20 protein-coding genes are annotated in these 24,276 nt (G+C 71.9%); 9 read left to right on the top strand and 11 right to left on the bottom strand.

Annotated features, from left to right (window positions below):
• Genes VGN45_RS01370 through VGN45_RS01380 form a run of 3 tightly spaced genes read left to right on the top strand, consistent with a single transcriptional unit; the run spans window position 1 to window position 2,149 of the window.
• The gene (locus tag VGN45_RS01370) at window positions 1–417 is read left to right on the top strand and encodes a hypothetical protein (protein ID WP_327458509.1); all 417 of its coding nucleotides are present in this window, start codon (window positions 1–3) and stop codon (window positions 415–417) included.
• Complete coding sequence (gene trpA, locus VGN45_RS01375) at window positions 414–1,244, top strand: tryptophan synthase subunit alpha (protein WP_327458511.1); 831 nt, start codon at window positions 414–416, stop codon at window positions 1,242–1,244. Before VGN45_RS01370 ends, trpA begins: the two co-directional genes overlap by 4 nt.
• 11 nt (window positions 1,245–1,255) lie before the next feature.
• Complete coding sequence (locus VGN45_RS01380) at window positions 1,256–2,149, top strand: acetyl-CoA carboxylase carboxyltransferase subunit beta (RefSeq protein WP_327458513.1); 894 nt, start codon at window positions 1,256–1,258, stop codon at window positions 2,147–2,149.
• On the opposite strand, the gene VGN45_RS01385 is transcribed toward VGN45_RS01380, so the two are convergent.
• On the bottom strand, window positions 2,146–2,559 hold the full coding sequence (locus tag VGN45_RS01385; RefSeq protein ID WP_327458515.1) for a DoxX family protein: 414 nt from the start codon (window positions 2,557–2,559) through the stop codon (window positions 2,146–2,148). The genes VGN45_RS01380 and VGN45_RS01385 overlap by 4 nt on opposite strands.
• 47 nt (window positions 2,560–2,606) lie before the next feature.
• Between VGN45_RS01385 and VGN45_RS01390 the strand changes: the two genes are divergently transcribed.
• On the top strand, window positions 2,607–3,881 hold the full coding sequence (locus VGN45_RS01390; protein WP_327458517.1) for a folylpolyglutamate synthase/dihydrofolate synthase family protein: 1,275 nt from the start codon (window positions 2,607–2,609) through the stop codon (window positions 3,879–3,881).
• 164 nt (window positions 3,882–4,045) lie between these two features.
• Here VGN45_RS01390 and trxA read toward each other — a convergent pair whose 3' ends face one another.
• From trxA to VGN45_RS01425, 7 genes are all read right to left on the bottom strand, one after another.
• On the bottom strand, window positions 4,046–4,378 hold the full coding sequence (gene trxA / locus VGN45_RS01395) for a thioredoxin (protein ID WP_327458519.1): 333 nt from the start codon (window positions 4,376–4,378) through the stop codon (window positions 4,046–4,048).
• Window positions 4,379–4,440: 62 nt separating this feature from the next.
• The gene (gene addA / locus VGN45_RS01400; RefSeq protein ID WP_327458521.1) at window positions 4,441–7,881 is read right to left on the bottom strand and encodes a double-strand break repair helicase AddA; all 3,441 of its coding nucleotides are present in this window, start codon (window positions 7,879–7,881) and stop codon (window positions 4,441–4,443) included.
• Window positions 7,878–10,946 (bottom strand): double-strand break repair protein AddB, encoded by a 3,069-nt coding sequence (gene addB / locus VGN45_RS01405; RefSeq protein WP_327458523.1) that lies wholly within the window; start codon window positions 10,944–10,946, stop codon window positions 7,878–7,880. Before addB ends, addA begins: the two co-directional genes overlap by 4 nt.
• Window positions 10,943–11,632 (bottom strand): N-acetylmuramate alpha-1-phosphate uridylyltransferase MurU, encoded by a 690-nt coding sequence (gene murU / locus VGN45_RS01410; RefSeq protein WP_327458635.1) that lies wholly within the window; start codon window positions 11,630–11,632, stop codon window positions 10,943–10,945. The genes addB and murU overlap by 4 nt, the downstream gene beginning before the upstream one ends.
• 17 nt (window positions 11,633–11,649) lie before the next feature.
• The gene (gene amgK / locus VGN45_RS01415; protein ID WP_327458525.1) at window positions 11,650–12,738 is read right to left on the bottom strand and encodes an N-acetylmuramate/N-acetylglucosamine kinase AmgK; all 1,089 of its coding nucleotides are present in this window, start codon (window positions 12,736–12,738) and stop codon (window positions 11,650–11,652) included.
• Window positions 12,725–13,189, bottom strand: coding sequence for a tRNA (adenosine(37)-N6)-threonylcarbamoyltransferase complex ATPase subunit type 1 TsaE (tsaE, locus tag VGN45_RS01420; protein WP_327458527.1), 465 nt, complete (start codon window positions 13,187–13,189; stop codon window positions 12,725–12,727). The genes amgK and tsaE overlap by 14 nt, the downstream gene beginning before the upstream one ends.
• Window positions 13,186–14,022, bottom strand: a complete 837-nt coding sequence (locus VGN45_RS01425; RefSeq protein WP_327458529.1) for a GNAT family N-acetyltransferase — start codon at window positions 14,020–14,022, stop codon at window positions 13,186–13,188. The genes tsaE and VGN45_RS01425 overlap by 4 nt, the downstream gene beginning before the upstream one ends.
• 109 nt (window positions 14,023–14,131) lie before the next feature.
• On the opposite strand from VGN45_RS01425, the gene VGN45_RS01430 reads away from it, so the two are divergent.
• Entirely contained in the window at window positions 14,132–16,198 is a 2,067-nt protein-coding gene (locus VGN45_RS01430; protein WP_327458531.1) for a S9 family peptidase, read from the top strand.
• A 59-nt stretch (window positions 16,199–16,257) separates the two neighbouring features.
• On the opposite strand, the gene VGN45_RS01435 is transcribed toward VGN45_RS01430, so the two are convergent.
• Entirely contained in the window at window positions 16,258–16,545 is a 288-nt protein-coding gene (locus tag VGN45_RS01435) for a hypothetical protein (protein ID WP_327458533.1), read from the bottom strand.
• Window positions 16,546–16,715: 170 nt separating this feature from the next.
• Here VGN45_RS01435 and VGN45_RS01440 point away from each other — a divergent pair, with 170 nt between their 5' ends.
• Together VGN45_RS01440 and VGN45_RS01445 are read left to right on the top strand one after the other, a co-directional pair.
• Window positions 16,716–17,570: an alpha/beta hydrolase gene (locus tag VGN45_RS01440; protein ID WP_327458535.1), complete on the top strand. Its 855-nt coding sequence runs from the start codon at window positions 16,716–16,718 to the stop codon at window positions 17,568–17,570.
• A gap of 205 nt (window positions 17,571–17,775) precedes the next feature.
• Window positions 17,776–19,221 carry an AMP nucleosidase gene (locus VGN45_RS01445; protein WP_327458537.1) on the top strand — a complete coding sequence of 482 codons (1,446 nt, stop codon included), beginning with the start codon at window positions 17,776–17,778 and terminating at the stop codon, window positions 19,219–19,221.
• Here the strand turns inward: VGN45_RS01445 and VGN45_RS01450 are convergent.
• Together VGN45_RS01450 and VGN45_RS01455 are read right to left on the bottom strand one after the other, a co-directional pair.
• Window positions 19,214–19,963, bottom strand: coding sequence for an SAM-dependent methyltransferase (locus tag VGN45_RS01450; protein ID WP_327458539.1), 750 nt, complete (start codon window positions 19,961–19,963; stop codon window positions 19,214–19,216). The genes VGN45_RS01445 and VGN45_RS01450 overlap by 8 nt on opposite strands.
• Window positions 19,960–20,784 (bottom strand): LD-carboxypeptidase, encoded by an 825-nt coding sequence (locus VGN45_RS01455; RefSeq protein ID WP_327458541.1) that lies wholly within the window; start codon window positions 20,782–20,784, stop codon window positions 19,960–19,962. The genes VGN45_RS01450 and VGN45_RS01455 overlap by 4 nt, the downstream gene beginning before the upstream one ends.
• A 69-nt stretch (window positions 20,785–20,853) precedes the next feature.
• On the opposite strand from VGN45_RS01455, the gene VGN45_RS01460 reads away from it, so the two are divergent.
• Together VGN45_RS01460 and VGN45_RS01465 are read left to right on the top strand one after the other, a co-directional pair.
• Window positions 20,854–22,242, top strand: a complete 1,389-nt coding sequence (locus tag VGN45_RS01460) for a glutamate ligase domain-containing protein (protein WP_327458543.1) — start codon at window positions 20,854–20,856, stop codon at window positions 22,240–22,242.
• Window positions 22,242–24,242: a TonB-dependent receptor gene (locus tag VGN45_RS01465; RefSeq protein WP_327458545.1), complete on the top strand. Its 2,001-nt coding sequence runs from the start codon at window positions 22,242–22,244 to the stop codon at window positions 24,240–24,242. Before VGN45_RS01460 ends, VGN45_RS01465 begins: the two co-directional genes overlap by 1 nt.
• Window positions 24,243–24,276 lie beyond the last annotated feature (34 nt).

Here is a 24,276-nt window from a genome sequence, read left to right on the forward strand (position 1 = left end):
ATGCGGACCCTTTTCACCGCCGTCGTCGGGGCCGGACTGCTCGCCGCCGGCGCCGCGGCGGCCCAGCAGCCGGCGGAGGAGGTCGGCCTGCCGCTCGCCGAGGGCATGGAGTTCGACCAGACCTGCGGCCCCCGACCCCAGTATCAGGGTCGGGCACGTTGCGTGCGCGGCCCCCTGGCGGTCATCTCACCGGCGGCCGATGCCTACATCATCCACTTCCAGGGTCAGGGCTGGCAAGTCGTCGGAGGCGAGGAGAATGCGGTGATCTTCGCGCGCCGCCGCACCGACGGCCGGTGCGACGGTCTGGAGATGGCGGCCTTCTACGACCAGACGCGGCCGGTCGGGCCCGCGACCCAGGGCTGGCTCGGCTTCGCGCCCATCCCCGGCGACGTGTGCGCAGGATCCGCCGCCCAGTGACCGTCGCTCGCATCGATGCGCGCTTCGCCGCGCTGAAGGCCGAGGACCGGGCCGGGTTCGTAACCTACGTCATGGCCGGCGATCCGTCGCGTGAGGTGACGCTGGACATCCTGCGCGGCCTGCCCGCCGCGGGCGCCGACCTGATCGAGCTGGGCTTTCCCTTCTCCGACCCCATGGCCGAGGGTCCGACCATCCAGAAGGCCGCCGCACGCGGGTTGAAGGCCGGGCTGACGTTGAAGGGCACGCTGGAGCTGGTCCGCGACTTCCGCGCGGGCGACGCCCATACGCCCCTGATCCTGATGGGCTATCTCAATCCGCTGGAGACCTATGGCCATGCCGCCTTCGCGCGCGACGCCGCGACGTCGGGCGTGGATGGCCTGATCGTGGTGGATTGCCCGCCGGAGGAGGCCGGGCCCCTGACCGACGCGCTCGACGCCGAGGGGCTGGCCCTCATCCGTCTGGCCACGCCGACGTCGGACGACCATCGCCTGAAAACGGTCACGGCCCGCACCAGCGGCTTCGTTTACTACGTCTCCGTCGCCGGGGTGACGGGGGTCAAAGAGGCCGACGCCGACGCCGTGGCGCCCGCCGTGGCCCGCGTGCGCGCCGCCTCCGGTCTGCCGGTCGCGGTCGGCTTCGGCATCAAGACGCCTCAGCGCGCCGCCCAGATCGCCCGCGTCTCGGATGCGGTCGTTGCAGGCTCCGTCCTCGTCGACGAAGGCGCGGCCGCGGTGGCCGAGAACGCCGACCCCGTGCGGCGCGTTCTGGACAGGGTGCGCAGCCTGGCCGACGCAGTCAGGGGTGCGCGCGCCTCTCAGATGGCGTAAAGGCGCCGCCCATGGCCAACGAAAAGACCCCGAACGAGCGCCCGGTCACCGGCTGGCTCAGCCGCATCGCGCCGGGCGTGCGCAAGATCGTCAGCCGCCGCGACGCCACGCCGGACAATCTCTGGATCAAGGATCCGGACACCGGCGACATGCTGTACCGCACGGATCTGGAGGCCGCCCTGTGGGTCACGCCGGCGGGCCGGCACATGCGCCTGAACGCCGAGCAGCGGCTGAAGGTCACCTTCGACGACGGCCTGTGGGAAGACGTCGCCACGCCCGACGTGCCGGAGGATCCGCTGAAGTTCTCAGACGGCAAACCCTATCGCGAGCGTCTGGCCACAGCCCGCAAGGCCGCCGGCCGCAAGGACACGATGGCCATCGGTGTCGGCGAAATCGACGGCGTCGAGGCCGTGGTCATCGTTCAGGACTTCTCCTTCATGGGCGGCTCGCTGGGCATGGCGGCCGGCGAGGCCTTCATCAAGGCGGCGCAGGAGGCCGTGTCGCGCAGCCTGCCGCTGGTCTGCTTCACCGCCGCCGGCGGCGCCCGGATGCAGGAGGGGGCCCTGTCCCTGATGCAGATGGCGCGCACCACCCTGGCGATCCAGGAGCTGAAGGCGGCGGTCCTGCCCTTCGTCGTCGTCCTGACCGACCCGACCACGGGCGGCGTCACCGCCAGCTACGCCATGCTGGGAGACGTCCATCTGGCCGAGCCCGGCGCCCTGATCGGCTTCGCCGGTCCCCGCGTGATCGAGGCGACGATTCGCGAGAAGCTGCCCCCCGGCTTCCAGCGCGCCGAATACCTGCAGGAAAAGGGCATGGTCGACCGCGTGGTCCCCCGCCCCGACCTGCCGCGCACGCTCGGCCTGATCCTGTCCATGCTGATGGACGGGAAACGCGCGGCCTAGGCCCGTTTGCCGAAGGGCCAGTCGATCACCGCCCCTGCCCAAAGCGCCCACCAGACGACGACAGGCTGAAACGCCAGTCGAGGCACGTGATACCACAGGCTGAGCGACGGGCCGCCGCCCACCAAGGCCTGCCGGGCATGCTCGAAGTTCGCGGGCCAGACGCAGACGGCGTAAATCGCCAACCCGACGCCGGCCGCCCGTCGCAGGCGCGGGATCAGCAGGCCGACCGCGCCCACGATCTGCGCCACGCCGGTCAGCGCCACGACCAGATCAGGCTGCGGAACCCAAGCCGGCACGATGCCGACGAAGGTCCCGGGAAACGCCAGATGAAGCATGCCCGCCGCAATATAGACGGCCGCCAGCACCCATCGGGCCGCGACGCGTGCGCGTTCGGGCTTGAGGTTCGTCATGATCCGCTGAATAGCACCGCCATGCGCGCCGCGGCCCCCGTTTCCTGATGGACCCCGTCTCCGAGCGCCTGCGGCTGCGCCACCCGCAGAGGATCGACCTGTCGCTGGACCGCATGGCGGCGCTGTGCCGGGCGCTGGGCGATCCGCAGGAGCGGCTGCCGCCGGTGGTCCACGTGGCCGGCACCAACGGCAAGGGCTCCACCGTCGCCTTCGTCCGCGCCATGGCCGAGGCGGCGGGTCTGCGCGTCCACGCCTACACCTCGCCGCATCTGGTGCGGTTCAACGAGCGCATCCGGCTGGCGGGCGCGCTGATCGACGACGACCGGCTGAACGCCGTCCTCGACCGCATCGAGGCGACGGAGCTGGAGGCCACGGTGTTCGAAAGCACCACCGCCGCCGCCTTCCTCGCCATGGCCGGGACGCCGGCCGATCTGGCGATCGTCGAGGTGGGGCTGGGCGGCCGTCTGGACGCGACCAACGTCATCTCCCGGCCCCTGATCACCGCCGTCGCGCCCGTCGATCTGGATCATGCCGAGTTCTTGGGTACCGACCTCGCGGGCGTGGCGGACGAGAAGGCCGGCATCTTCAAGCCCGGCGCCCCCGCCATCCTCGGTCGCCAGTCGGAGATCGCCCACGCCGCCCTGATCGCCCGGGCCGAGGCCGTCGGCGCGCCCGTCACCGCCATGGGTGTGGACTTCGACGCCTGGGCCGAGCGCGGCGGAATGGTGGTGCAGACCGCCGAGCGCCTGCTGGACCTTCCCGCGCCGCGCCTTCCCGGCCCACACCAGACCGACAACGCTGGACTGGCGACGGCGATCGCGCTGGAGCTGGGCCTGCCGGAAGACGCGATCGGGCGCGGGATCGAGACCGCGACCTGGCCCGCCCGCATGCAGCGCCTGACGGTCGGCCCCTACGGCCGCGCGGCGACGGCGGCGGGCGCCGAGCTGTGGCTGGACGGCGGTCACAATCCGCACGCAGCGGCGGCGCTGGCGGCCTTTCTGGCCGAGCGTCAGGCGCGCGATCCGCGGCCCACGGCCCTGATCGTCGGCCTGCTGGCCAACAAGGATCACGCGGGATTCTTCGAGGCCCTGCACGGATCGAACGCCCAGGTCTTCACCGTCGCCTTCGACGGAGCCTGCGCGCCGCCCGAGGCGCTCGCCGCCGTCGCGACCGGCCACGGCCTCGGCGCGATGGCCGTCGGTCAGGTCGACGCCGCGCTGGATCGCGCCTTGTCGCTGGGCGCCGGCCGCGTGGTCATCTGCGGCTCGCTGTACTTGGCCGGCGAGGTGCTGGGGGCGGATGCGGAGACGTGGCCCAACTGACGACCCTCTCCCGACGGGAGAGGGCTTGAGCGCCCGAGAGCGCAGCGATCGGTCTTGCGCGAAAGGGTGAGGGTCGGCTGGCGAGAGGGTGCCCCTAGCCCTTTCGGCTTAGCGCATCGCTGCGCTCTGCGAGCCTCAAGCCCTCTCCCGCTGGGAGAGGGGACTCAGTTAGCCGTCACGCCCGCTTCGGCCAGCCATTCGACCAGCTTGCCCTTGGGCATGGGGCCGACCTTCATGGAGGTCATTTCGCCGTCGCGGAACAGCATCAGGGTCGGGATGCCCTTCACGCCCAGCTTGGACGGGGTCATGGGGCTGTCGTCGATGTTCACCTTGGCCACCGTGACGGCGCCGGCCATCTCGTCGGCGATCTGCTCCAGCGCCGGGCCGATCTGCTTGCAGGGGCCGCACCACTCCGCCCAGAAATCCACCAGCACGGGGGTGGAGGACTTCAGCACGTCGGTCTCGAAGCTGTCGTCGGTGACCTTGACGGTGGGCATGGGCGCATCCTGAAACGGGGAGAAACTCGGTCGGCCATGATGTGGGGCGAATCGGGCCGGGTTCAATCCCGCGCCAGCATCGCCTCCGGGATCGGCATCAGCCTTGGGCCGTCGGTCCACACCAGAGCGGCCTCGACCCGCCGTCCCGGCCACACCGTCTTCAGCGCTGCGACGTACAGCGCCATCTGCGTCAGATAGGCGGGGTCGGCGTCCTCGATGCGGTCCGGGGCGGGGCGGTTGGTCTTGAAGTCGACCACCAGCACCCGGTCGGGCGTGATCGCCAGCCGGTCGATGCGCCCCGACACCGTCAGCCCGCCGACCTTGCCCGCCACCGCCACCTCGGCGCGGGAGCCCGGGCCGAACACCTCGGCGAAGCGGTCGTCGTCCAGCACTCTCAGTGCCGCGGCCACCATCTCATCGATGCGCGCCTGATCCAGATCCGGCTCGCGCGCCAGCAGCCGCCGCGCCGTCGCCTCGCGCCGACCGGGCTCCACGTCCGGCAGCCGCTCCAGCAGGCGGTGGATCAGGTCGCCGCGCCGGAACCGGCCCAGCGGCGCCCCCGCGCCCGCCGCCGTAGCCAGCGGCGAGGGCGCCGGCACAAGGATCGACCCCTCCAGCCGCGACGGCGACGACGGCCGCGCCAACACGTCCGCCGGCGGCGTGCGCCGGGTCCAGTCGGGCACGCCGGTCGGCGCCGCTTCCGAGGCCGCCGCCGGTCCGACCGCCGTCAGCGGATCGGCCCCGAACCGCCGGATCGTCCGGCCGCCCGGCCCCTCCAGATCGCGCACGTCCTCCAGCCGCCCGAACGTCTCCTCGATCACGTCGCGCCAGCTGCCCTCCGGCGCGCCCTTCCGGTTGGCGGCGTGGCGGCCCATGACGATCACCCGGTCGCGCGCTCGCGTCAGCGCGACGTAGAGCAGCCGCAGCCCCTCGGCCTTGCCCCGTTCGTCACGCTCCGCCCGCGCGGCCGAGGCCACGTCGCAGTCCTCGCCCTTGGAGCTGGCGCACAGCACGCGCCCCTCGGTCCCGTCCGGCAGGGTCAGCGGCAGCAGCGCCACGCCCTTGCCGCCGCCCGGCGCCCCCGTGGTGTCGGGCAGGATGACCACCGGCGCCTCCAGCCCCTTGGCGCCGTGCACGGTCATGACGCGGACCTGCCCGCGCGGCCCCTCCAGCTCGCGCTTGACCTGGACCTCGGCGGTCTCCATGCGGCCCAGCGCGGTCTCCAGATCGACCGCCCCGCGCGCCTCGACCGCCAGCGCCAGGTTCAGCGTCTCATCGATCGCCTCCGCCGCCTCGGCCCCCAGCCGGTTCAGCATCCGCACCCGCCCGGTCAGACCCCGCGCATCCACCCGGTTCAGCAGGCCCGCGAAGAAGCCGAAAGCGTCGCGGTCGGCCAGATCGCGCGCCGCCTCCAGCAGCGCCCGCGCGTGCACCCACTCCGGCCGTTCGCCCCCGCGGCGGCGCAACTCGCCCCACAGGCCGCCGCGCCCTTCGCGCCCGGCCAGATCGAACAGGCTGTCCTCGTTCACCTCGCAGAACGGCCCGCGCAGGATCTCCGCAACCGTCAGATCGTCGTGCGGGAACAGGGCAAATCGCGCCAACGCGCGCAGATCGTGAAACGCCACGTGCTCCGAGAGCATCAGCCGATCCGCCCCCGCTGTCGGCACGCCCTCGGCCTTCAGCGCGCGCAGGATCTCCTCGAACAGCCCGTCGCGCTTGCGCACCAGCACCAGATAGTCGCCATATCCGGCGGGCTTCAGCGCACCGCCCTTGTCGTGCACGGCGACGCCGCCCTCGACCTGGCGCTTGATCTCCTTCGCCAGATCGCGCGCCAGCGCCTTGCGCGACCCTTCCTCCGGCTCGGCGTCCACGGGCTCCCAGGCGTCGCGCTCGACCTTTTCCGGATCGACGTGCATCTGCCACAGGTCGATGGAGCCGGGCTGGTCGCCGCGGAAGGCGACGTGCTTCGCCCACTCGCCGGTCTCGCCCACGGCGGCGACGGCGCGGTCGGGCCGGTCGAACAGGGCGTCGACGAAATCCAGCACGGTCTTCGTCGAACGGAACGAGGTCGCCAGATCGACTCCGGCATAGTCCAGCCCGGCGCCCTCGGCCCGCTGGAAATACCGGCCGCGCTCCTCGCGCAGCCGCTCCGGCCGCGCGCCCTGGAAGGAATAGATCGACTGCTTCTCGTCCCCGACCGCAAAGACCGTGCGCGGACGGTCGGAGGCGCGCTCTGCGCCCGCCCCGTCGAAGAACGCCTCGGTCAGCGCCTTCAGGATCTCCCACTGCTCCGGCGCCGTGTCCTGGGCCTCGTCCAGCAGAACGTGGTCGACCCCGCCGTCGAGCTTGAACAGCACCCAAGCCGCGTCGGCCTTCACGGTCAGCAACTGCACCGCCGCCGCGATCAGGTCGGCGAAGTCGAGCGCCTGCGTCCTGGCCTTGGCCGCCTCGTAGAAGGCGGCGTGCACGCGCGCGAGCGCCAGCACGTGCGCCGTCTCCTCCGCCGTGCGGATTTTCCGGGAGACGTCCAGCGCGTGCAGATAGGCCGTCTGCAGCTGCATCAGCTCCTCGGCGGCGGCGGGCGGCGCCTGTTTCGTCGCCATCTTGGCGCGCGGGCCGTCCTTGGTCAGGAACACAGACCGGATCGCCTCGAAGCTCCACTCTGCCGTCCGCATCCGCGCGGCGCAGTCGGCGTCGGTCTTGGACCCGGTCGCCATCGCCTCGGCCAGTTCCAGCCAGCGCCCCCGGTCCAGCCGCCGCATGAAGCCGGACTGGTGCTCTTCCAGCGTCTCCGTGCCGTCCAGCCCGAAGGCCCTGTGCGGCCCCTGGCTGGTCCCGTCGGCGATCCGGTCCAGCCAGGCGGTCAGCACCTCCCGGTCCGCCTCGATCCGCCCCAGCAGGTCCTGGAAGCTCTGCCAGTCCAGCGTCACGGCGAAGTGGGCGTAGGCCCGGCCCACCTTCCCGTCCGGATCCGTCAGGGCGTGACGGGCCAAGTCGTCCCGCGCCTGCGTCGACAGCTCCGTCGCGCCGGCGTCGTCCAGCACCTCGAACCCCGGATTGACCCCCGCCTCCAGCGGGAAGCGCCGCAACAACTGTTCGCAGAAGGCGTGCAGCGTCTGGATCTTCAGCCCGCCCGGCGTCTCCAGCGCGCGCGCGAACAGGCGGCGCGCGCGCGACAGGCCGTCGGGCGTCAGCCGGTCGGCGTCCGACCCGTCCAGCGCCGCCAGCTGGCCGCGCAGCCTGGCGTCGTCGAGGATCGCCCACTCGCCCAGCCGGGCGTACAGCCGCCCCTGCATCTCCGCCGCCGCCGCCTTGGTGTAGGTGACGCAAAGGATTTCCGCCGGCCGCGTGCCGGTCAGCAGCAGGCGCGCCACGCGGTCGACAAGCGTCGAGGTTTTGCCCGACCCGGCGTTGGCCACGACGAAGACCGTCGCGCGCGGATCGGCCGCCGCGCGCTGGGCCGGGTCGGCGACGAACAGGGCGGGGGCGGATGCGCCGCTCATGCTTCGTCCCCCTCGCCGCCGCCCGCCACGTGCCATTCCCACACCCGCGCCAGATGGTCGTAGTTGCCGCCGAAATTGCCCATGAACTGCGGCGCCGCCCAGCTGACGTAGGGCGTCGCAGGGTCGTCGAAGCGCTCGACGCCGGCCTTCAATCTGGCCAGCGCCGCCATCGAAAGGGCCAGCGCCTCCGCGCCGGAAGCCCGAATGGCCACTTCATCAGCCCGGTCGCGCCCGGTGACGCGGACGTATGTCAGCTCTTCTGGCTCGATTGGACCTCTGTCTTTCAGTCCCGCTTCCGCGAGTATCGCGCCGGTCAGCGACAACTGGGGTGCAAAGTTGGCCTCGATCTGCTTCTTCGAGGGGATCTGCCCGGTCTTGAAGTCCATCACCGCCGCGCCGTGCGCAGAGATTTCGATCCGGTCCGCCTTGGCCGTGACGGTGAAAGGGCCGAACGGGGCGGCGAAGGTGTGCTGCACGCTCTCCTCCACCCGCACCTCGATCCCGCGCGCCCGTCGCTCGGCTTCCAGACGCGACAGGGTGCGGGCGCAGTTGCGCGCCAGCGGGCCCTCGCGCGCCATCGCCGCCGCGTCGAAGCCCGCGTGGCCCAGTTCCTCGATCAGCAGGTCGTGCAGCACGCCCTCGCAGTCGTCGGGCAGGGCTTCGGGCCACGACACCACCAGCCGCTCCAGCGCCTTGTGCACCGCCGTGCCGCGCGCCAGCGCCTCGGCCGACCGCCCCGGCCGTTCCAGCTCCTTCAGGCCCAGCACATAGCGGGCATAGACCGCATAGGGATCGCGCACCCAGCGCTCGACCGCGGTGACGGGCAGCTTGCGCGGACGCCGCGCCACCGGCGGCGTCGGGCGCGGCCGCTTGGCCGGCTTGTCGTCCCCCGTCGGCGCGTCCAGCGCCCGGGCCAGCGTCAGGGGCGTGGTCGCCTCGGCCACCTGCACGCCCGCGCCCCTGGCCAGCATCCGCAGCCGCCACAGCCATCTGCTCGGCACCGCCGGCTGGCCGCCGCGCCGCCGCCGTTCGACCAGCACCACCTCGGGCGAGGACGCCGCCTGGATGAAGTCCTGCGCCGTCTGACCCAGTCTTTTCTCGGGCGGCGGCAGGCCGACCGCCGCGCGCATCGGGCGCGACAGCAGGGGATCGACCGAGGCCGCGCCCGGCCAGACGCCTTCTTCCAGCCCCGCCAGAATGACCCGGTCGGCGCGGACCAGCCGCGCCTCGATGGCCCCCAGAATCCGTAAGGACGGGTGCGTCGCGTCGCCCGCGCGCACCGTCTCGGCGTCCATCAGCTTGGTCAGCAGCCGCGCGAAGGCCGTCGCGTCCAGCTCGCCCAGCGGCGCGCCGTGCGCGATCAGACCGGCCAGCAGCACCGCCGCCGCCTCGCCGTCGTTCCCGGCCCAGGCGTCCAGCCCGGCGACCGACTCGACGAAGCCCGTCAGGGTCCGCGCCGCTTGGTCCAGCGTCGGCTCCGGCACGGCGCGCGCCGGGGCGATCAGCGCCTCCAGCCGGTCCAGCAGCGCCTCGGCCGCCCGCGCCTGGGTCGCGGTGCTATCGGACGGCACCTTGCCGTCGTCACGAACCGAGCGGGCCTTCAGCAGCTTCGTCCGCGCCCGGGTGAAGTCCCGCAAACGCGGACCACGCAGAGCCAGCCGCTCCAGCCCGCGCCGCGCGTCCGTGTACTCGTGCCCTTCCAGCGTGATGTTCACCGCCGGATGCTTCAGCAGGCCCAGCAACGCCTGCGGGTCCAGCGGATCGGCCAGCACCCGCGCCGAGAGACTCAGCAGTCGCCCGGCCGAGGTCCGCGACAGGGGCGCGCCCGATGAGCTGTCGGCCACCACGCCCCACCGCTCCAGCCGCGCCGACACGCGGCGCGACAGGTCCAGGTCGGGCGTGACCAAGGCGCAGGTGCGGCCCGGCGTCTCCAGCGCCTCGCGCATCATCACGGCGATGGCTGCTGCGGCGTCCTCCTCATTCTCGGCGGTCAGGACCGACAGGCCCTCCAGCCCCTCGGCCACCGGATCGGCGCCCGTCACGTCCGCCACCTCGTCGCGCAGGGCGTCGATGGCGGACTTCCAGTCGCCGGTCGTCTCGGCGGGCCGCAGGGCCTCGGCCAGCACCCGCCCCCTCGCCCGACCCTTGCGCGCCGCGACGGCGTCCTCGGCCGGGCGGAACCACGGACGCACGGCGCCGCGCTCGACCTCCACTGCCGTCAACAGTTTCGCGAGAGCGTGCTGAGGATGCTGGGCGTCGCCCGGCCGTTCAGGCGTGCCGACCACCTCGCCCCAGACGTCGTCGGCCATGTCGCGGTCCAGCCCCGGCACGACCACGGCCCCGCGCGGCGCCTGCGCCACCGCCTTCAAAACCGCCGCCGCAGCCGGGGCGGTGCCGGTCGATCCGGCCGCCAGAACGGGCCGGTCGGGCGGGCTTTCCGTCCACCGCTCCGCCAGCAGGCGCAGCAGTCTCGACTGCCGCCACGCCGGGTCGACCATCCCCAGTTCGGCCAGCCGCGCGGGCCATCGTTCGGTCGCCAGACGCAGGAAACGCGCGCTCTCCTGCCAGTGCCGCGCCAGATCGCCCGAGACCATCTCGTCCAGCTTCGACAGGTCCTCGACCTCCTCGATCTGGCAGCTGTCCAGAAAACGGCTCAGGGCGTCGGCAAGCCCCAGCGCACCGACCGGCGTCAGGTCGGGCCGCAGGTCGGACTCCACGATCAGCCGCGCCAGCTCGAACCGCCGCGCCCGCGCCTCGATGGCCGGCGGCAGGTCCAGCCCCACGTCGCCCGGCGAAAACGGCGGCTCGTCCTCCTCCAGATCCCCTAGCGGCCGCACCTCGGGCAGCAGCACGGCCCGGTCGCCCGCCCGTCCGGCCAGGGCCTGCGAGAACGCCCGCGCAGCCCGCCGGTTGGGCAGCAGCACCACCGCGTCCGACAGGGCCTCCGGATCGCGCTCGCCCAGCCACGCCAGCACCCCGTCCGCCAGGTCCTCGAGGAACGGCCGGTGCGCGTCGATGGAGAACCAGCGGGGAGAGGGCCCGACGAAGGGGTCGAATGAACTCATGCGCCCAGCCGCGCCTCGGCCTGATCCCGCGCCTGCGGGTCGCCGACGTGCATCCAGTCGCCGTTCAGAACGCATCCGAACAGACGCCCCTCGGCCGCCGACCTGCGCCACAGCGGACTCAGCGAGAACGGCCCCTCCGGCCCGCCGTCGGCATAGTCCGGCCGGGTGATGTGCACGCCCATGTAGGCGTAGGGCGCGCTCGCCGCGTCGCCGCGGAACGCCAGCCGCCCGTCGTCGGCCAGGAAGAAGTCCCCGTCGCCCTCGAACCCGATCGAGCCCTCGCGCCGCGCCAGCAGCAGGGCCGCGTCCATCCGCTCCGGGTCCCACAGGCGGATCAGGTCGCCCAGCGCGTCGCCGCGGTCGATCCAGACGCTGTCGATGTTGGCCACGAACACCGGCTCGTCGCCCAGCAGCGCCCGCGCCTTCTTCAGCCCCCCGCCGGTCTCCAGCAGTTCGGCGCGCTCGTCGGAAATCACGATCTCCGGCCCGCGCCCGCGCGCCCTCAGATGCGCCTCCAGCCGGTCGGCGAACCAGTGGACGTTGACCACCGCGCGCTCCGCCCCCGCCTCGGCCAGCCGGTCCAGCACGTGGTCGATCAGCGCCCGCCCCCCGACCTCGACCAGCGCCTTGGGCCGGTCGTCCGTCAGCGGCCGCATCCGCGTGCCCAGCCCCGCGGCCAGCACCATGGCGGTCTTGAGCGCGGTCACAGGCGAGCCTCCACGGGCACGTGCCGGGCGAACCAGGCGGCGACCCTCTCGAGCCCCGGCCTCTGCAGATTGCGGTCCAGATGCGCCCACATGCGCGGCATGAACTGCGCATAGCGCGGCTTGCCGTCGCGCGTGATCAGGCGGGCGAAGACGCCCAGGATGCGCGCCTCGTTCAGCGCCGCCAGCGCCGCGTAGTCGGCGCGGTATTGCTCCCGGTCCACCAGCGCCACGTCGCAATAGTGGTCGAAACAGACCGCCTCCAGCTCCGGCGGCACGTCGCGCCGCGCGTCCTGCAGCAGCGAGTGCAGGTCCCAGACCGGATGCGCCAGCACCGCGTCCTGGAAGTCGATCAGCCCCACCCGCCGGTGATGCGTCCGGTCGGGCAGCCAGATCAGGTTCTCGGCGTGATAGTCGCGGTGGGCGATCGTCCACGCCTTCGCCTCGCCCATGGCCGCGATCGGCGCCCAGGCCTCGGCCCATTCGTCCAGCGCCCCCTGTCCGAAGTCGACCTGCGGCCGGAATTTCGGCCACCACTCCACGAACAGGTCCGCCCCGCCCTGCAACGCCGTGACGTCATAGGTCAGCAGCGGCCAGTCCCCGCCCGGCCCCTGCATCACCGGCGGCTGCAGCGCCGCCATGTGGATGCGGGCGACGGCGTCCACCGCGGCCAGATACAGCGGCGTCTGCGGTTCTCCGTCCGCGATCACGCGCGCGAACAGGTCGTCGCCGAAGTCCTCGATCACCGCCAGCCCGTTCGGCGCATCGACCGCGATCACCTCCGGCGTCGACAGGCCGGCGTGGCGCAGGTGCTCGGCCACCGCCGTGAAGGCCTCGATCCGGCCGGCCGACAGCCGCGCCGTGGCGTTCCAGCCCGCCGCCTTGCGCTGCTCCGGCGTCCACGACGGGTCGCACGGCGGGCTCTCGGCCGAGGGCGCCTGATCCATCAGCATCAGCGTCTGGCCCGACGTGGTCGTCAGCCGCTCGTATCGGCGCGTGGAGGCGTCGCCGGGCAGCGGCGCGCGCGCCGCCTCCGACAGGCCGGCGGATTTCAGGAAGTCGAGCCTCAGGGCTTCACGATCGGACATGAATCTCCTTCAGGGCCTCTTCCCACCGTCCTGCGCCAGAAACGGTCGCAAGGCGGCCGGCGCCGTCCTCTTCCAGCCGGATCGTCAGGCGGTCGGGGCCCAGCCAGGCCTCCGGCTCTTCCCCCAGACGTTCCGGCCATTCGATCACGACCGCGCCTGCGTCCAGCGCCTCGTCCAGCCCGATCTCGGCCGCCTCCGACGGCCGCTCCAGCCGATAGAGGTCGAAGTGCGCGACGGGCGGCGCGGTCTCGTAGAACTGCACGATCGTGAAGGTCGGGCTGGGAACGTCGACCTCCTCGCTCGCCAGCGCCCGGATTAGCCCGCGCGCCAGCGTCGACTTGCCCATGCCCAGCGGCCCGTCCAGCAGCACGGCGTCGCCAAGCCGCAGCAGGGGCGCGATCGCCCGCCCCAGCGCCGTCGTCGCCGCCTCGTCAGCCAGGGCGACCCTCATGCGAATTCCGCATCCGGCTGGGTCGGCAGCACCCGCTCGGTGAAGGCCTTGAGGGCATAGGTCGCCTTGCCCGCGTCGATGTCCAGCCTCTCGGGCGGGATCGGTTTGCCGACCATCAGCCGGAACGGCTTGCGTCGCTTGTTCAGCAGCTCGTGGAACAGGGTCACGTCCCTCAGCTCGCGCGAGAACCGGTCGAAGATGTGGAACAGCCGGCTGTAGGGCCCGGACACGTGGATCGGCACGATCGGCGCCTGGTACTTCCGCGCCAGCGACGCCGCCGTCGGCGCCCATTCCGGATCGGTCAGGGCCCCGTCCTCCATCCGCGCCAGCCGCCCCGCGGGGAACAGCACGACGCACCGCTCGTCCTCGAACGCCGCCCGCGCCGCCTCCAGCGTGGCGCGGGTCTTCTCGCGCGTGCGCTTGTCGGCGACCCATTCGACCGGGATCACGGCTTCTGAAAGACGGGGAGAGACCCTCAGGGCGTCGGCGTTGGCGAAGAAGATGGCGTCGGGCCTGCGGGTCTTCACCGCGTCGAACACGGCGATCCCGTCGGCGATGCCCGTGGGATGATTGGCCACGACGACGCAACGCCCGGCGGCGGGCAGGCGGTCGAGATTCAGCGCCGCCACCCTGAGGTCCAGCAGGTCCGAGATCTGCTCCAGCGCTTCGTGACCGGGGCTGTCTGCGACCATGTCGGCCATGCGCCGGGCTTGGGCGTAGCCCAGCAGGCGGTACAGGCCCGGCCGCACCAGGGGCCAGGTCCACGACCCCGTCAGACGCGGGGCGCGCTCGGCGATCAGGACGTCGACGATGTGGGGCGAAGCGGCGCTCATCCATGCGGTTGTCGCCGCTCCCGCGCGGCCGGGCAAGCGACGATCAGGGCGGGGCTGACCGGGCGGCGCGCCCCGTGCTACGGCTCGGGAAAGCCTTCGGAGGATGCCCATGCGCAGCGCGCTTCTGTTCTCGACCGCCCTGGCGGCGCTGGCCCTGGGCGTCGCCGCCCCGGCCGCGTCGCAGGAGATCGACCGCTTCACCTATGACGACCTGATCCTGGTCAACCGCCTGTCGGACCCGCAGGTCTCGCCCGACGGCGCCGGTGTCGTCTATTCGGTGCGCGCCACCGACCTGCCGAACAACCGCGGCGTCTCCAGCCTCTATCTCCAGCCGCTGGCCGGCGACGGCGAGGCGCGGCGTCTGGCCATCTCCGACGGCGGGGCCAACACCGCGCGCTGGGCGCCGGACGGCAAGCTGTACTTCCTGTCGGGCCGTTCGGGCTCCAGCCAGGTCTGGGTCTCGGCCGATCAGGGCGCCAGCGCGTCGCAGGTCACGGACCTACCGGTGGACGTCCAGACCTATCGCCTCAGCCCCGCGGGCGACCGCATCGCCGTTGCCCTGGCCGTCCACCCCGACTGCGCCGACCTGGCCTGCTCGGTCGCGAGGACCGAGGCGGAGGCGGCTTCGAAGTCCACCGGCGTGGTCCACGACCGCGTCTTCGTGCGCCACTGGGACGCCTGGAACGACGGTACGCAAAACCACCTGTTCGTCGCGCCGATCGGCGCCGACGGCCGAGCCGGAGAGGCGGCCTGGGTGACCAAGGGCTTCGACGGCGACACCCCCTCCAAGCCGTTCGGCGACGAGAACGACTTCACCTTCACGCCCGACGGTCAAGGAATCGTCTTCTCCGCCCGCGTGGCCGGCAAGACCGAGCCATGGAGCACCAATTTCGACCTGTTCCGCGCCGATCTGTCCGGCTCGGGTAACTTCACCAACCTGACCGACGCCAACGACGCCTGGGACGCCGGCCCGGTCTTCTCGCCGGACGGCAGGACCTTGGCCTATCGCGCCATGGCCCGCCCGGGGTTCGAGGCGGACCGGCTGGTGGTGCAATTGATGGACGTGGCGACGGGCGAAACCCGCGCCCTGACCGCCGACTGGGACCGCTCGGCGGACGGTCTGCAGTGGTCGCCGGACGGCCGGACGATCTACGTCACCGCCGGCGACGTGGGTCAGACGCGGCTGTTCGCCGTGGACGTCCGCTCGGGCGACGTCGTCCCCATGACGGGCCCCGGTCACGTCGGCGCCTTCGACCTGACGCCGACCGGCTTCGTCTTCTCGCGCGACGCGCTCGATTCCCCGGCGGAGCTCTGGTTCAAGACCTATCGCGGGCGCGAGATGCCGCGCCGGATCACCCGCGTGAACCCCCAGCTGGCCGACGAGACCTTCGGCGAGGCCGAGCAGTTCAGCTTCCCCGGCTGGAACGGCGAGACCGTCCACGGCTACGTCATCAAGCCGGCCGGGCTGGCAGAAGGCGAAAAGGCGCCGGTGGCGTTCCTGATCCACGGCGGGCCGCAGGGGTCGTTCGGCAACGCCTGGTCCTATCGCTGGAACGCCCAGACCTACGTCGGGGCGGGCTATGCGGTCGTCATGATCGATTTCCACGGGTCGACCGGCTACGGCCAGGCCTTCACCGACTCGATCTCCCAGCACTGGGGCGACCGCCCGCTGGAGGATCTGCAGAAGGGCTGGGCCCACGCCCTGTCGACCTACGACTTCCTGGACGGCGACCGCGCCTGCGCGCTCGGCGCCTCCTACGGCGGCTACATGGTCAACTGGATCGCCGGCAACTGGAAGGAGCCGTGGAAATGCCTCGTGAATCACGACGGCATCTTCGACACCTTCGGCATGGGCTACGCCACCGAGGAGCTGTGGTTCACCGAGTGGGAAAACGGCGGCACGCCCTACGACGTCCCCGAGAACTATCAGAAGTTCAACCCGGCCAATCACGTCCGGAACTGGTCGACGCCGATGCTGGTCATCCAGGGCGACCTGGACTTCCGCGTGCCCACCACCCAGTCGCTGGCCACCTTCAACGCCCTGCAACGGCGCGGGATCGAGAGCCGTCTGCTGGTCTTCCCGGACGAGAATCACTGGGTGCTGAAGTCGGCCAACAGCCTGCAGTGGCACCAGACGGTGTTCGGCTGGCTGGACCAGCACCTGAAGGCCGAGTGACCGGGCACGAAAAAGGGGCTGAGTCGGCGACTCAGCCCCTCATGCGGTTCGCGATCGGATCAGCGCGCGCGGACACGGGCCTCGTTGACGCGCACCAGTTCGGCGTACTCGCGCTCGCTCATGCAGCGCGGGGCCTGCCAGCCGGCGTCGGCCTCCAGCACCTGGCGCGCCGTCATGAAGACGGGCCGCTCGCCATAGGTCCGCTCATAGCTGCGCGCCGTCGCCGCGTCCTGACCGCAGACCATGACGGCCTTGGTCACGGGGTCGGACGGGGTCGCGAGCGCGGGCGCCGCGCCGGCCGCGACGGCCGCCGCCAGGACAAGGGACGAAGTGAATTTCCGAAACATAGATGCGCCTCCAAAGCGATTAAAAAGTCAGAACCCGGAGCGAATGATGCGCCGATTTCGCTCGATGTAAAGCTTTTACGACAACTAATCCGCAATCGACTCATATGACGCGGAAATTTCACGCATCGGAAGGCGCCGCCGGGCCGTTGGTGGTCCCGTATCTGCCCACCATGACCCGTCGCGCCGTGATCGCCTCCGCCCTCGCCTCCCTGGCCGCCGCCTGCTCGCCGCTGGCGGCGCTGAACGCGCTCGGCCCGCGCGACCGCAACGCCCGGCGGGTCGCGCGCGACCTGCCCTACGGCGACGATCCGCGGCAGAGATTCGACCTCTACGCTCCGACGAACGGGAACGACGCCCTGGCGACCCTGGTCTTCTTATACGGCGGCGGCTGGGACTCCGGATCACGAGCCGAGTACGGCTGGGCCGCCCAAGCGCTGGCGGCCCAGGGCTTCCTGGTCGCCCTGCCCGACTATCGCGTCGTGCCCCAGGTCCGGTTCCCCGCCTTCATCGAGGACGCGGCGGCGGCGACGGTTCGCGTGGCCCAGGTCGCGCGCGATCACGGCGGCGATCCCGACCGGCTGGGCGTGCTCGGCCACTCCGCCGGGGCCCATCTGGCGATGATGATCACGTTGGACCGGCGCTACATGGCCGCCGTCGATCGGCCGGATCTGATCCGTGCGGCGGCGGGGCTGGCCGGCCCTTATGAGTTCCTGCCCTTCAACGTCCCGGCCTCGATCAACGCCTTCGGCCGCGCGCCGGACCCGACGCTGACCCAGCCCGTCACCTTCGCCCGCGCCGACGCCCCGCCGATCTGGCTGGGCCATGGCACGGCCGACGTGGTGGTCCACGCCGAGGACACCGAGATCCTGCGCGACCGGCTGCGGGCACTGGGCGCGCCGGTCGAGGCGAAGCTCTACGCCGACCTCGACCACGCCGACCTGATCGCGACCTTCTCCCCCCTGTTCCGCAAGAAGGCGCCGGTGCTGGACGACGTCGCGGGGTTTTTCAGAAGGACGCTGGCTTAAGTCCCTCTCCCGATGGGAGAGGGCTTGAGCGCCCGAGAGCGCAGCGATCGGTCTTGCGCGAAAGGGTGAGGGTCCGCTGGTTGAGGGTAGCCCCTCACCCTTTCGGCTGGCGGCTCGCAGGCTCACCGAGCCTCAAGCCCTCTCCCGCCGGGAGAGGGACCGGTGACCATCTCGCCTTCGTCACGTTCCTCCGTTAAGGGAGGCCATGACAGAACAGATGAACGCACAGGCGGCGCTGGACCGCCTCGAAACCCTCTACACGCAATCGGTCTCCAACCTCCGCGCGGCGGTGAAGACCTTCCTCGACACCGGCGAACGCGCCGACCCTCAGGCCCGCGCGAACGGCCTGTTCGCCTACCCCCGCCTGAAGGTGACCTGGTTCGGCGAGCGGCCCGCCAATCTGGAGGCCCGCGCCTATGGCCGCATGTCGCGCCCGGGCGTCTATTCCACCACCGTCACGCGGCCGGACCTCTTCCGGCCCTATCTGACCGAGCAACTGAACCTGCTGGCCCGCGACTACGGCGCCACCTTCGAGGTCGAACCGTCGGATCAGGAGATCCCCTTCCCCTATGTGCTGGACGGCTCCGACGTGGTGCTGGACCGCACCCAGACGGCCGCCATCGCCCGCTGGTTCCCGACCACCGACCTGGCCCACATCGGCGACGAGATCTCCGACGGCCTGTTCGATCCCGGCGAGGACTTTCCGCTGGCCCAGTTCGACGGCCTGCGCACCGACTTTTCCCTGGCGCGGTTGAAGCACTACACCGGCACGCCGGTGGAGGCGGTGCAGAGCTGGATCCTGTTCACCAACTACAACCGCTACGTCGACGAGTTCGTGCGTTGGGCCGTGGCCCAGCTACGCGACCCGGACAGCCCGTATGAGAGCTTGGTCTGCTCCGGCGGCGTCGTCGTGGACCGCAACACCGCCGATCCCGAGGCCGCGGTCATGGACGCGGCCTGGAAGAAGCACCAGATGCCGGCCTATCACCTGACCGCGCCGGGGCATGAGGGCGTCACCCTGGTGAACATCGGCGTGGGGCCGTCCAACGCCAAGACGATCTGCGACCACCTGGCGGTCACGCGCCCCCACGTCTGGATGATGATCGGCCACTGCGGCGGGCTGCGTCCCAGCCAGACGATCGGCGACTATGTGCTGGCCCACGCCTATCTGCGCGACGACCATGTGCTGGACGCCGTGCTGCCGCCGGACATTCCGATCCCGAACATCGCCGAGATCCAGCGCGCCCTCTACGACGCCGCCAAGGCCGTTTCCGGCATGCCGGGCGAGGACGTGAAGCGCCGCCTGCGGACCGGCACCGTGGTCACCACCGACGACCGGAACTGGGAGCTGCGCTACACGAAGTCGGCGCTGCGCTTCAACCAGAGCCGCGCCGTCGCCATCGACATGGAGAGCGCCACCATCGCGGCGCAGGGCTATCGCTTCCGCGTGCCCTACGGGACGCTGCTGTGCGTCTCGGACAAGCCGCTGCACGGCGAGATCAAGCTGCCGGGTCAGGCCAACCGCTTCTACGAAGGCTCCATCTCCGAGCACCTGCAGATCGGCATCCACGCCGTCGACCTGCTGCGTCAGGAGGGCCAGCGGGTCCATAGCCGCAAGCTCCGCGCCTTCGACGAGCCGCCGTTCAGGTGATCTTGCGGAACAGATACAGCCCGAACCCCACATAGGGCCGGCCGAAGTCGAACATGGCCTTCACCCGGTCGGCCGAGGCCCGCACGATCTTGTGCTCGGGCGCCTCGGGATTGGCGTCCAGCCAGGCGCGGGCCGCGCCGTCCATGGTCGCCAGATAGCGGTTCCACGTCGCTTCTGACGAGACCTCGGCGGACACCACCTCATAGCCCGCGGCCCGCGCCGCCGCCTGCCAGCCGTCATGGGTGTCGTGCAGATTGGTCATCTCCATCAGCTGGCGCAGGGGCTCGGGCGGCTCGGCGGCCCAGAACAGGTCGCCCCAGATCAGGAAGCCGCCGTCGCGCAGGTGCGGCCTCAAGCCTTCCAACATGGCGCGCGGCGCCCGCACCCCCTCCCCGACCGGATCCGTGACCCCGATCGCGGTGATCAGGTCCAGTCCGTCCATATCCGCCAGCAGCACCTCGGACCTCAGCCGGTGCAGAATGACCCGGTCGGCCACGCCCGCCGCCGCGATCCGCGCCTGGGCCAGGGTCGTCATGCCCCAGTCCAGCTCGACCGCCTCGACCCGCAAACCGAAATCCCGAGCCAGGATCACGCTGACGGTCCCGTTGCCTGCGCCGATCTCAAGCGCGCGGGCGCCGGGCGTCAGCCCCGTCCGCGCCACGCAAGCGGCCAGCGTCTCGGGCTCCAGCGCGTTGCAGACCTCCAGCGCCTCATAGGCGATCTGGTGGAAGTTGCGCCTCACCCGCGCGGCCCGAACGGCACGATCTTGTTGCCCCGGTCGTGGCCGATGTCGGCCGTGCCGAGGTAGGGGATGCCCGACCGTTCGCACCAATAGCGGGCGATCTCGTCGGCCGTCAGGCCGAAGTCCGGGTCGTTCTCGACCACGTTCGAGACCCGCCCCATGCGGATGCCGGCCACCTTGCGGATGCTGTCCTGACCCGTGACGTGGAACATCATCCGGTCGATCCGGTACATAGGCTCCGACACGTCCTCCAGCATCAGCACGTGGCCGGTCAGATCCGGCTCCAGCGCCGTGCCGACCAGGGCGTCGAGGATCGACAGGTTGAAGGCCACCGCCGGCCGCGCATCCTCGTGCAGGCTGGGCTCCCAGCCCTCGGCGTCGCCCGACTTCAGCCAGTTCAGCGCCCGGATCGCGGTCGGGTCGTTGCGCACCGCATCCGACGCCATCGGCCCGTGCGCGACCTCGCCGATTCCGTGCTTGTACAGCAGCGCCAGCAGACTGCCGGCGTCGGAGTATCCCAGGTACCGCTTCTTCCGCGCCGCCGGACCCAGACGAGGCAGCACGGCTTCCGCGATGCGGCAGGCGCCGTAGCCGCCGCGCGCGAACCAGACGGCGTCCATGCGCGGATCGTTGGCGAACTCCACGAAGGCCTCGGCCCGCGACCGGTCGTCGCCGCCGAAGTGGCCATGCTTGCCGAATGTGGCCGGATGGAACACGACCTGCACCGAGCGGTCCGGCAGGTGCTCGGCGAACCACTGCTGGATAGCGATCGCCCGATCCGGGTCGAAGCGCGAGCTGGCGTTGACGATGCCGATCTTCATCTGTGGTGCGCGCCCGAGCCCGTGCTAGTCACACCCGACCCTCCCCGGTTTCGCCCCTCCGGATCAAGCATGAATCAGGCCTCCTACTTCTTCTGCGGCATCGGCGGGTCCGGCATGCTGCCGCTGGCGCTGATCGTCGCCGCCTCAGGCGCGTGCGTCGAAGGCTCCGACCGCAGCCGCGATCAGGGCCGCACCCCGGAGAAGTTCGCATGGCTGGAATCGAAGGGCTTCACCCTGTGGCCGCAGGACGGCTCGGGCGTGACGTCTGCGGACCAGATCGTCGTGGCCTCCGGCGCCATCGAGGACACCGTGCCCGACGTCGCGGCCGCCCGACGCGTCGGCGCCACCCTGCTGACCCGGCCCGAACTGCTGTCGCGCCTGTTCAATGCGGCGAAGACGTCGGTCGGCGTCGCCGGCACCTCGGGCAAGTCGACCGTCACCGGCATGATCGCCCGCATCCTCGCAGACGCCGGGCGCGACCCCACGGTCATGAACGGCGCGGTGATGAAGGACGTGTCAGACCCGTCCAACCCCTTCGCCAGCGCCCGCGTCGGCTCGCCCGACCTGTTCGTCGCCGAGGTGGACGAGAGCGACGGCTCCATCGCCCGCTATGACGCCACCGTCGCGGTGGTGAACAACGTGGCCCTGGATCACAAGTCGCTGGAGGAGCTGCGCGACCTGTTCGGCGGCTTCGCGCGCCGAGCCGGACGCCTTTTGGTCAACCTCGACAACCCCGGCACCGCGGCGCTGGCGGCGGAGTTTCCCGACGCGATCACCTTCTCCCTGACCGATCCGTCCGCCGCCCTGTTCGCCGACCAGGTGACGCCGCGCCCCGACGGCATCGCCTTCCGCCTGACCCCGCGCGGTCAGATCCCCGTCTACGTCGCGCTCAAGACCCCCGGCGCGCACAACGTCGCCAACGCACTGGCGGCGATCGGCGCCGCGATGGCGCTGGGCGTCGAACCGGCCGAGGCGGCTCAGGCCTTGTCGCGATTCGCGGGCATCCGGCGCCGGCTCGAGGTCGTCGGCACGGCGGGCGGCGTCACCGTGATCGACGACTTCGCCCACAACCCGGACAAGATCGCCGCCACGCTGAAGACCCTGCGCGACTTCCCCGGCCGCCTGCTGGTCTTCTTCCAGCCGCACGGCCACGGCCCGCTGAAGCTGATGGGCGCGGAACTGGCCGCAACCTTCCATCAGGGCCTGGCCCCCGACGACGTCGTCATGATGCCGCAGCCCGTCTACTACGGCGGAACCACGGACCGCAGCGTGGGTTCGGAAGTCGTGATCGGGCCCCTGTCCTCTTCCGGCCGCACGGCCGAGGTCGTCGCCTCGCGTGAGGCCGCCGCCGACCGCCTGCTGGGCCTCGCGCGACCGGGCGACCGCATCGTCGTCATGGGCGCGCGCGACGACACCCTGACCGAGTTCGCCCAAGACCTGCTGGCCCGCCTCGCCTGATGTTTCAGGATCCGCCGGTCACCGTCGTCGACGAGGTCGTGGTCACCGCGCCGCGCCTGCCGCCCGCCGCCGGCGACGCGGCCTTTTCCGTCACCCGGATCGGACCGGAGACGCTGGACGGCGAGGCCCGGCTGGACGAGGCCCTGGGCACGGTTCCCGCCGTCGGCCTGTTCCGACGCACCACCAGCCTGACCGCCAATCCGACGACCCAGGGCCTGTCCCTGCGCGCCGTAGCCCCCACCGGCGCCGGCCGCGCGCTGGTCACCCTGGACGGCGTGCCGCTGAACGACCCTTTCGGGGGCTGGGTGATCTGGAGCCGCCAGCCGGTGGAGGGCCTGTCCGGTCTCGACGTGGTGCGCGCCGGCGGCACGGGGCCCTATGGCGCGGGGGCCCTGACCGGCGCGGTGGTCCTGCGCGAGCGCGACGACGGCGGCGCGATCACGGCCGCGGTCGGCCAGCGGGGATCGGCGCGCGTCGCCGCGTCCGGCACGGGCGACCTCGGTCCCCTGCGCTGGGTCGCCACGGCGGGGCATGAGAGCACCGAGGGTCACGTGCCCGTCCGCGCGCCCGATCGCGGGGCCGCCGATCGCCCGCTTGATCTCGACGCCCTGTCCGGCTCGCTGCGCCTCGACCTGCCCGCCGGCCCGGTCCTCATCTCCGCCCGCGCCTCGGCCTACCGCGAGGACCGCGGCTCCGGCCTCGACGGCGCCCGTGCCACCGTCGAGGGCACGGCCCTGTCCCTGACCGCCGCCCGCGCGCCGACGGACCAGGCTCCCGGCTGGCGCGTGCAGTTCTGGCGCGGCACGTCCGATCTCCAGAATTCCTCCGTCGCGGTTGCCGCCGACCGGTCCATGACCACGCCCGCCAACGACCAGTTCGCCACCCCGGCCGAGGCTTGGGGCCTCAACGCCGCCTGGCGCGGCCGGCGCGGCGGGCTTGAAGGCGAGCTGGGCCTCGACGCCCGCATCGCCGAGGGGGAGACCAACGAGCGCTTCCGCTTCATGGGCGGCCAGTTCACCCGGACGCGTCAGGCGGGGGGCGAGACTTCGGTCGTCGGCGCCTATGCGGAAGGGTCGTGGACCGGCGGCCCCTGGCTGGTCGCGGGCGGCCTGCGGCTCGACCGATGGGAGGCGACCGGCGGCTTCCGGCGAGAGGCCGACGCCCAGACCGGCGCGCCGACGCTCGACAGCCCCTCTCCCGATCGGTCCGGCGAGGTGGTGTCAGCCCGACTCGGTCTGCGCCGCGCGCTCACGCCCGACTGGTCCGTCCGCGCCGCCGCCTACACCGCCTTCCGGCCCGCCACGCTGAACGAGCTTCACCGGCCGTTCCGCGTCGGCGCCGACGTCACCGAGGCCAACGCCGCGCTGGAACCGGAGCGCCTGTCCGGCGCCGAGATCGGGCTCGCGCGCGAGACGGCGCGGCTGGACCTGCGCGCCACCGCCTTCGCCGTCCGCGTCGAGGACGCGATCGTCAACGTGACCGTCGGCGCCGGTCCCGGCACTTTTCCGGTCGCCGGCTTCATCCCGGCGGGCGGCGTCCTGCGCCGGCGGCAGAACGCGGGGAGCATCGACGCCATGGGGCTGGAGCTCGACGCGGCGTGGCGGCCGACCGACGGCCTGACCCTGCGCGCCGCCGTCTCCGCCACCGACGCCAGGCTGGACGGCGGCGCGGCGGCGCCCCAGCTGACCGGATTGCGCCCGGCCCAGGCCCCGATCTGGTCCGCGACGGCGGGAGCCGACTGGGTCTTCGCGGCCGGCTGGACCCTGTCCGCCGACGCCCGCTGGGAGAGCCGCCGCTTCGACGACGACCTGAATTCGCGCGCTCTCGATCCGGCTCTGACGCTGGACGCCCGCGTCGAACGCGCCTTCGGCCCGACCACCCTCTGGATCGAGGCCCTGAACCTGACCGACGCCGACCTTGAGACGGCCGAAACCGGAACCGGCGTCGCCTCCTATGGCCCGCCGCGCACGCTGTGGGTCGGGGTGTCGAGGCGGTGGTGAGACTTGGCGTCTCCCTGCCCGTCAAGGGAGGGTG

This window comes from Brevundimonas sp. (assembly GCF_035999125.1).
Taxonomy (GTDB): domain Bacteria; phylum Pseudomonadota; class Alphaproteobacteria; order Caulobacterales; family Caulobacteraceae; genus Brevundimonas.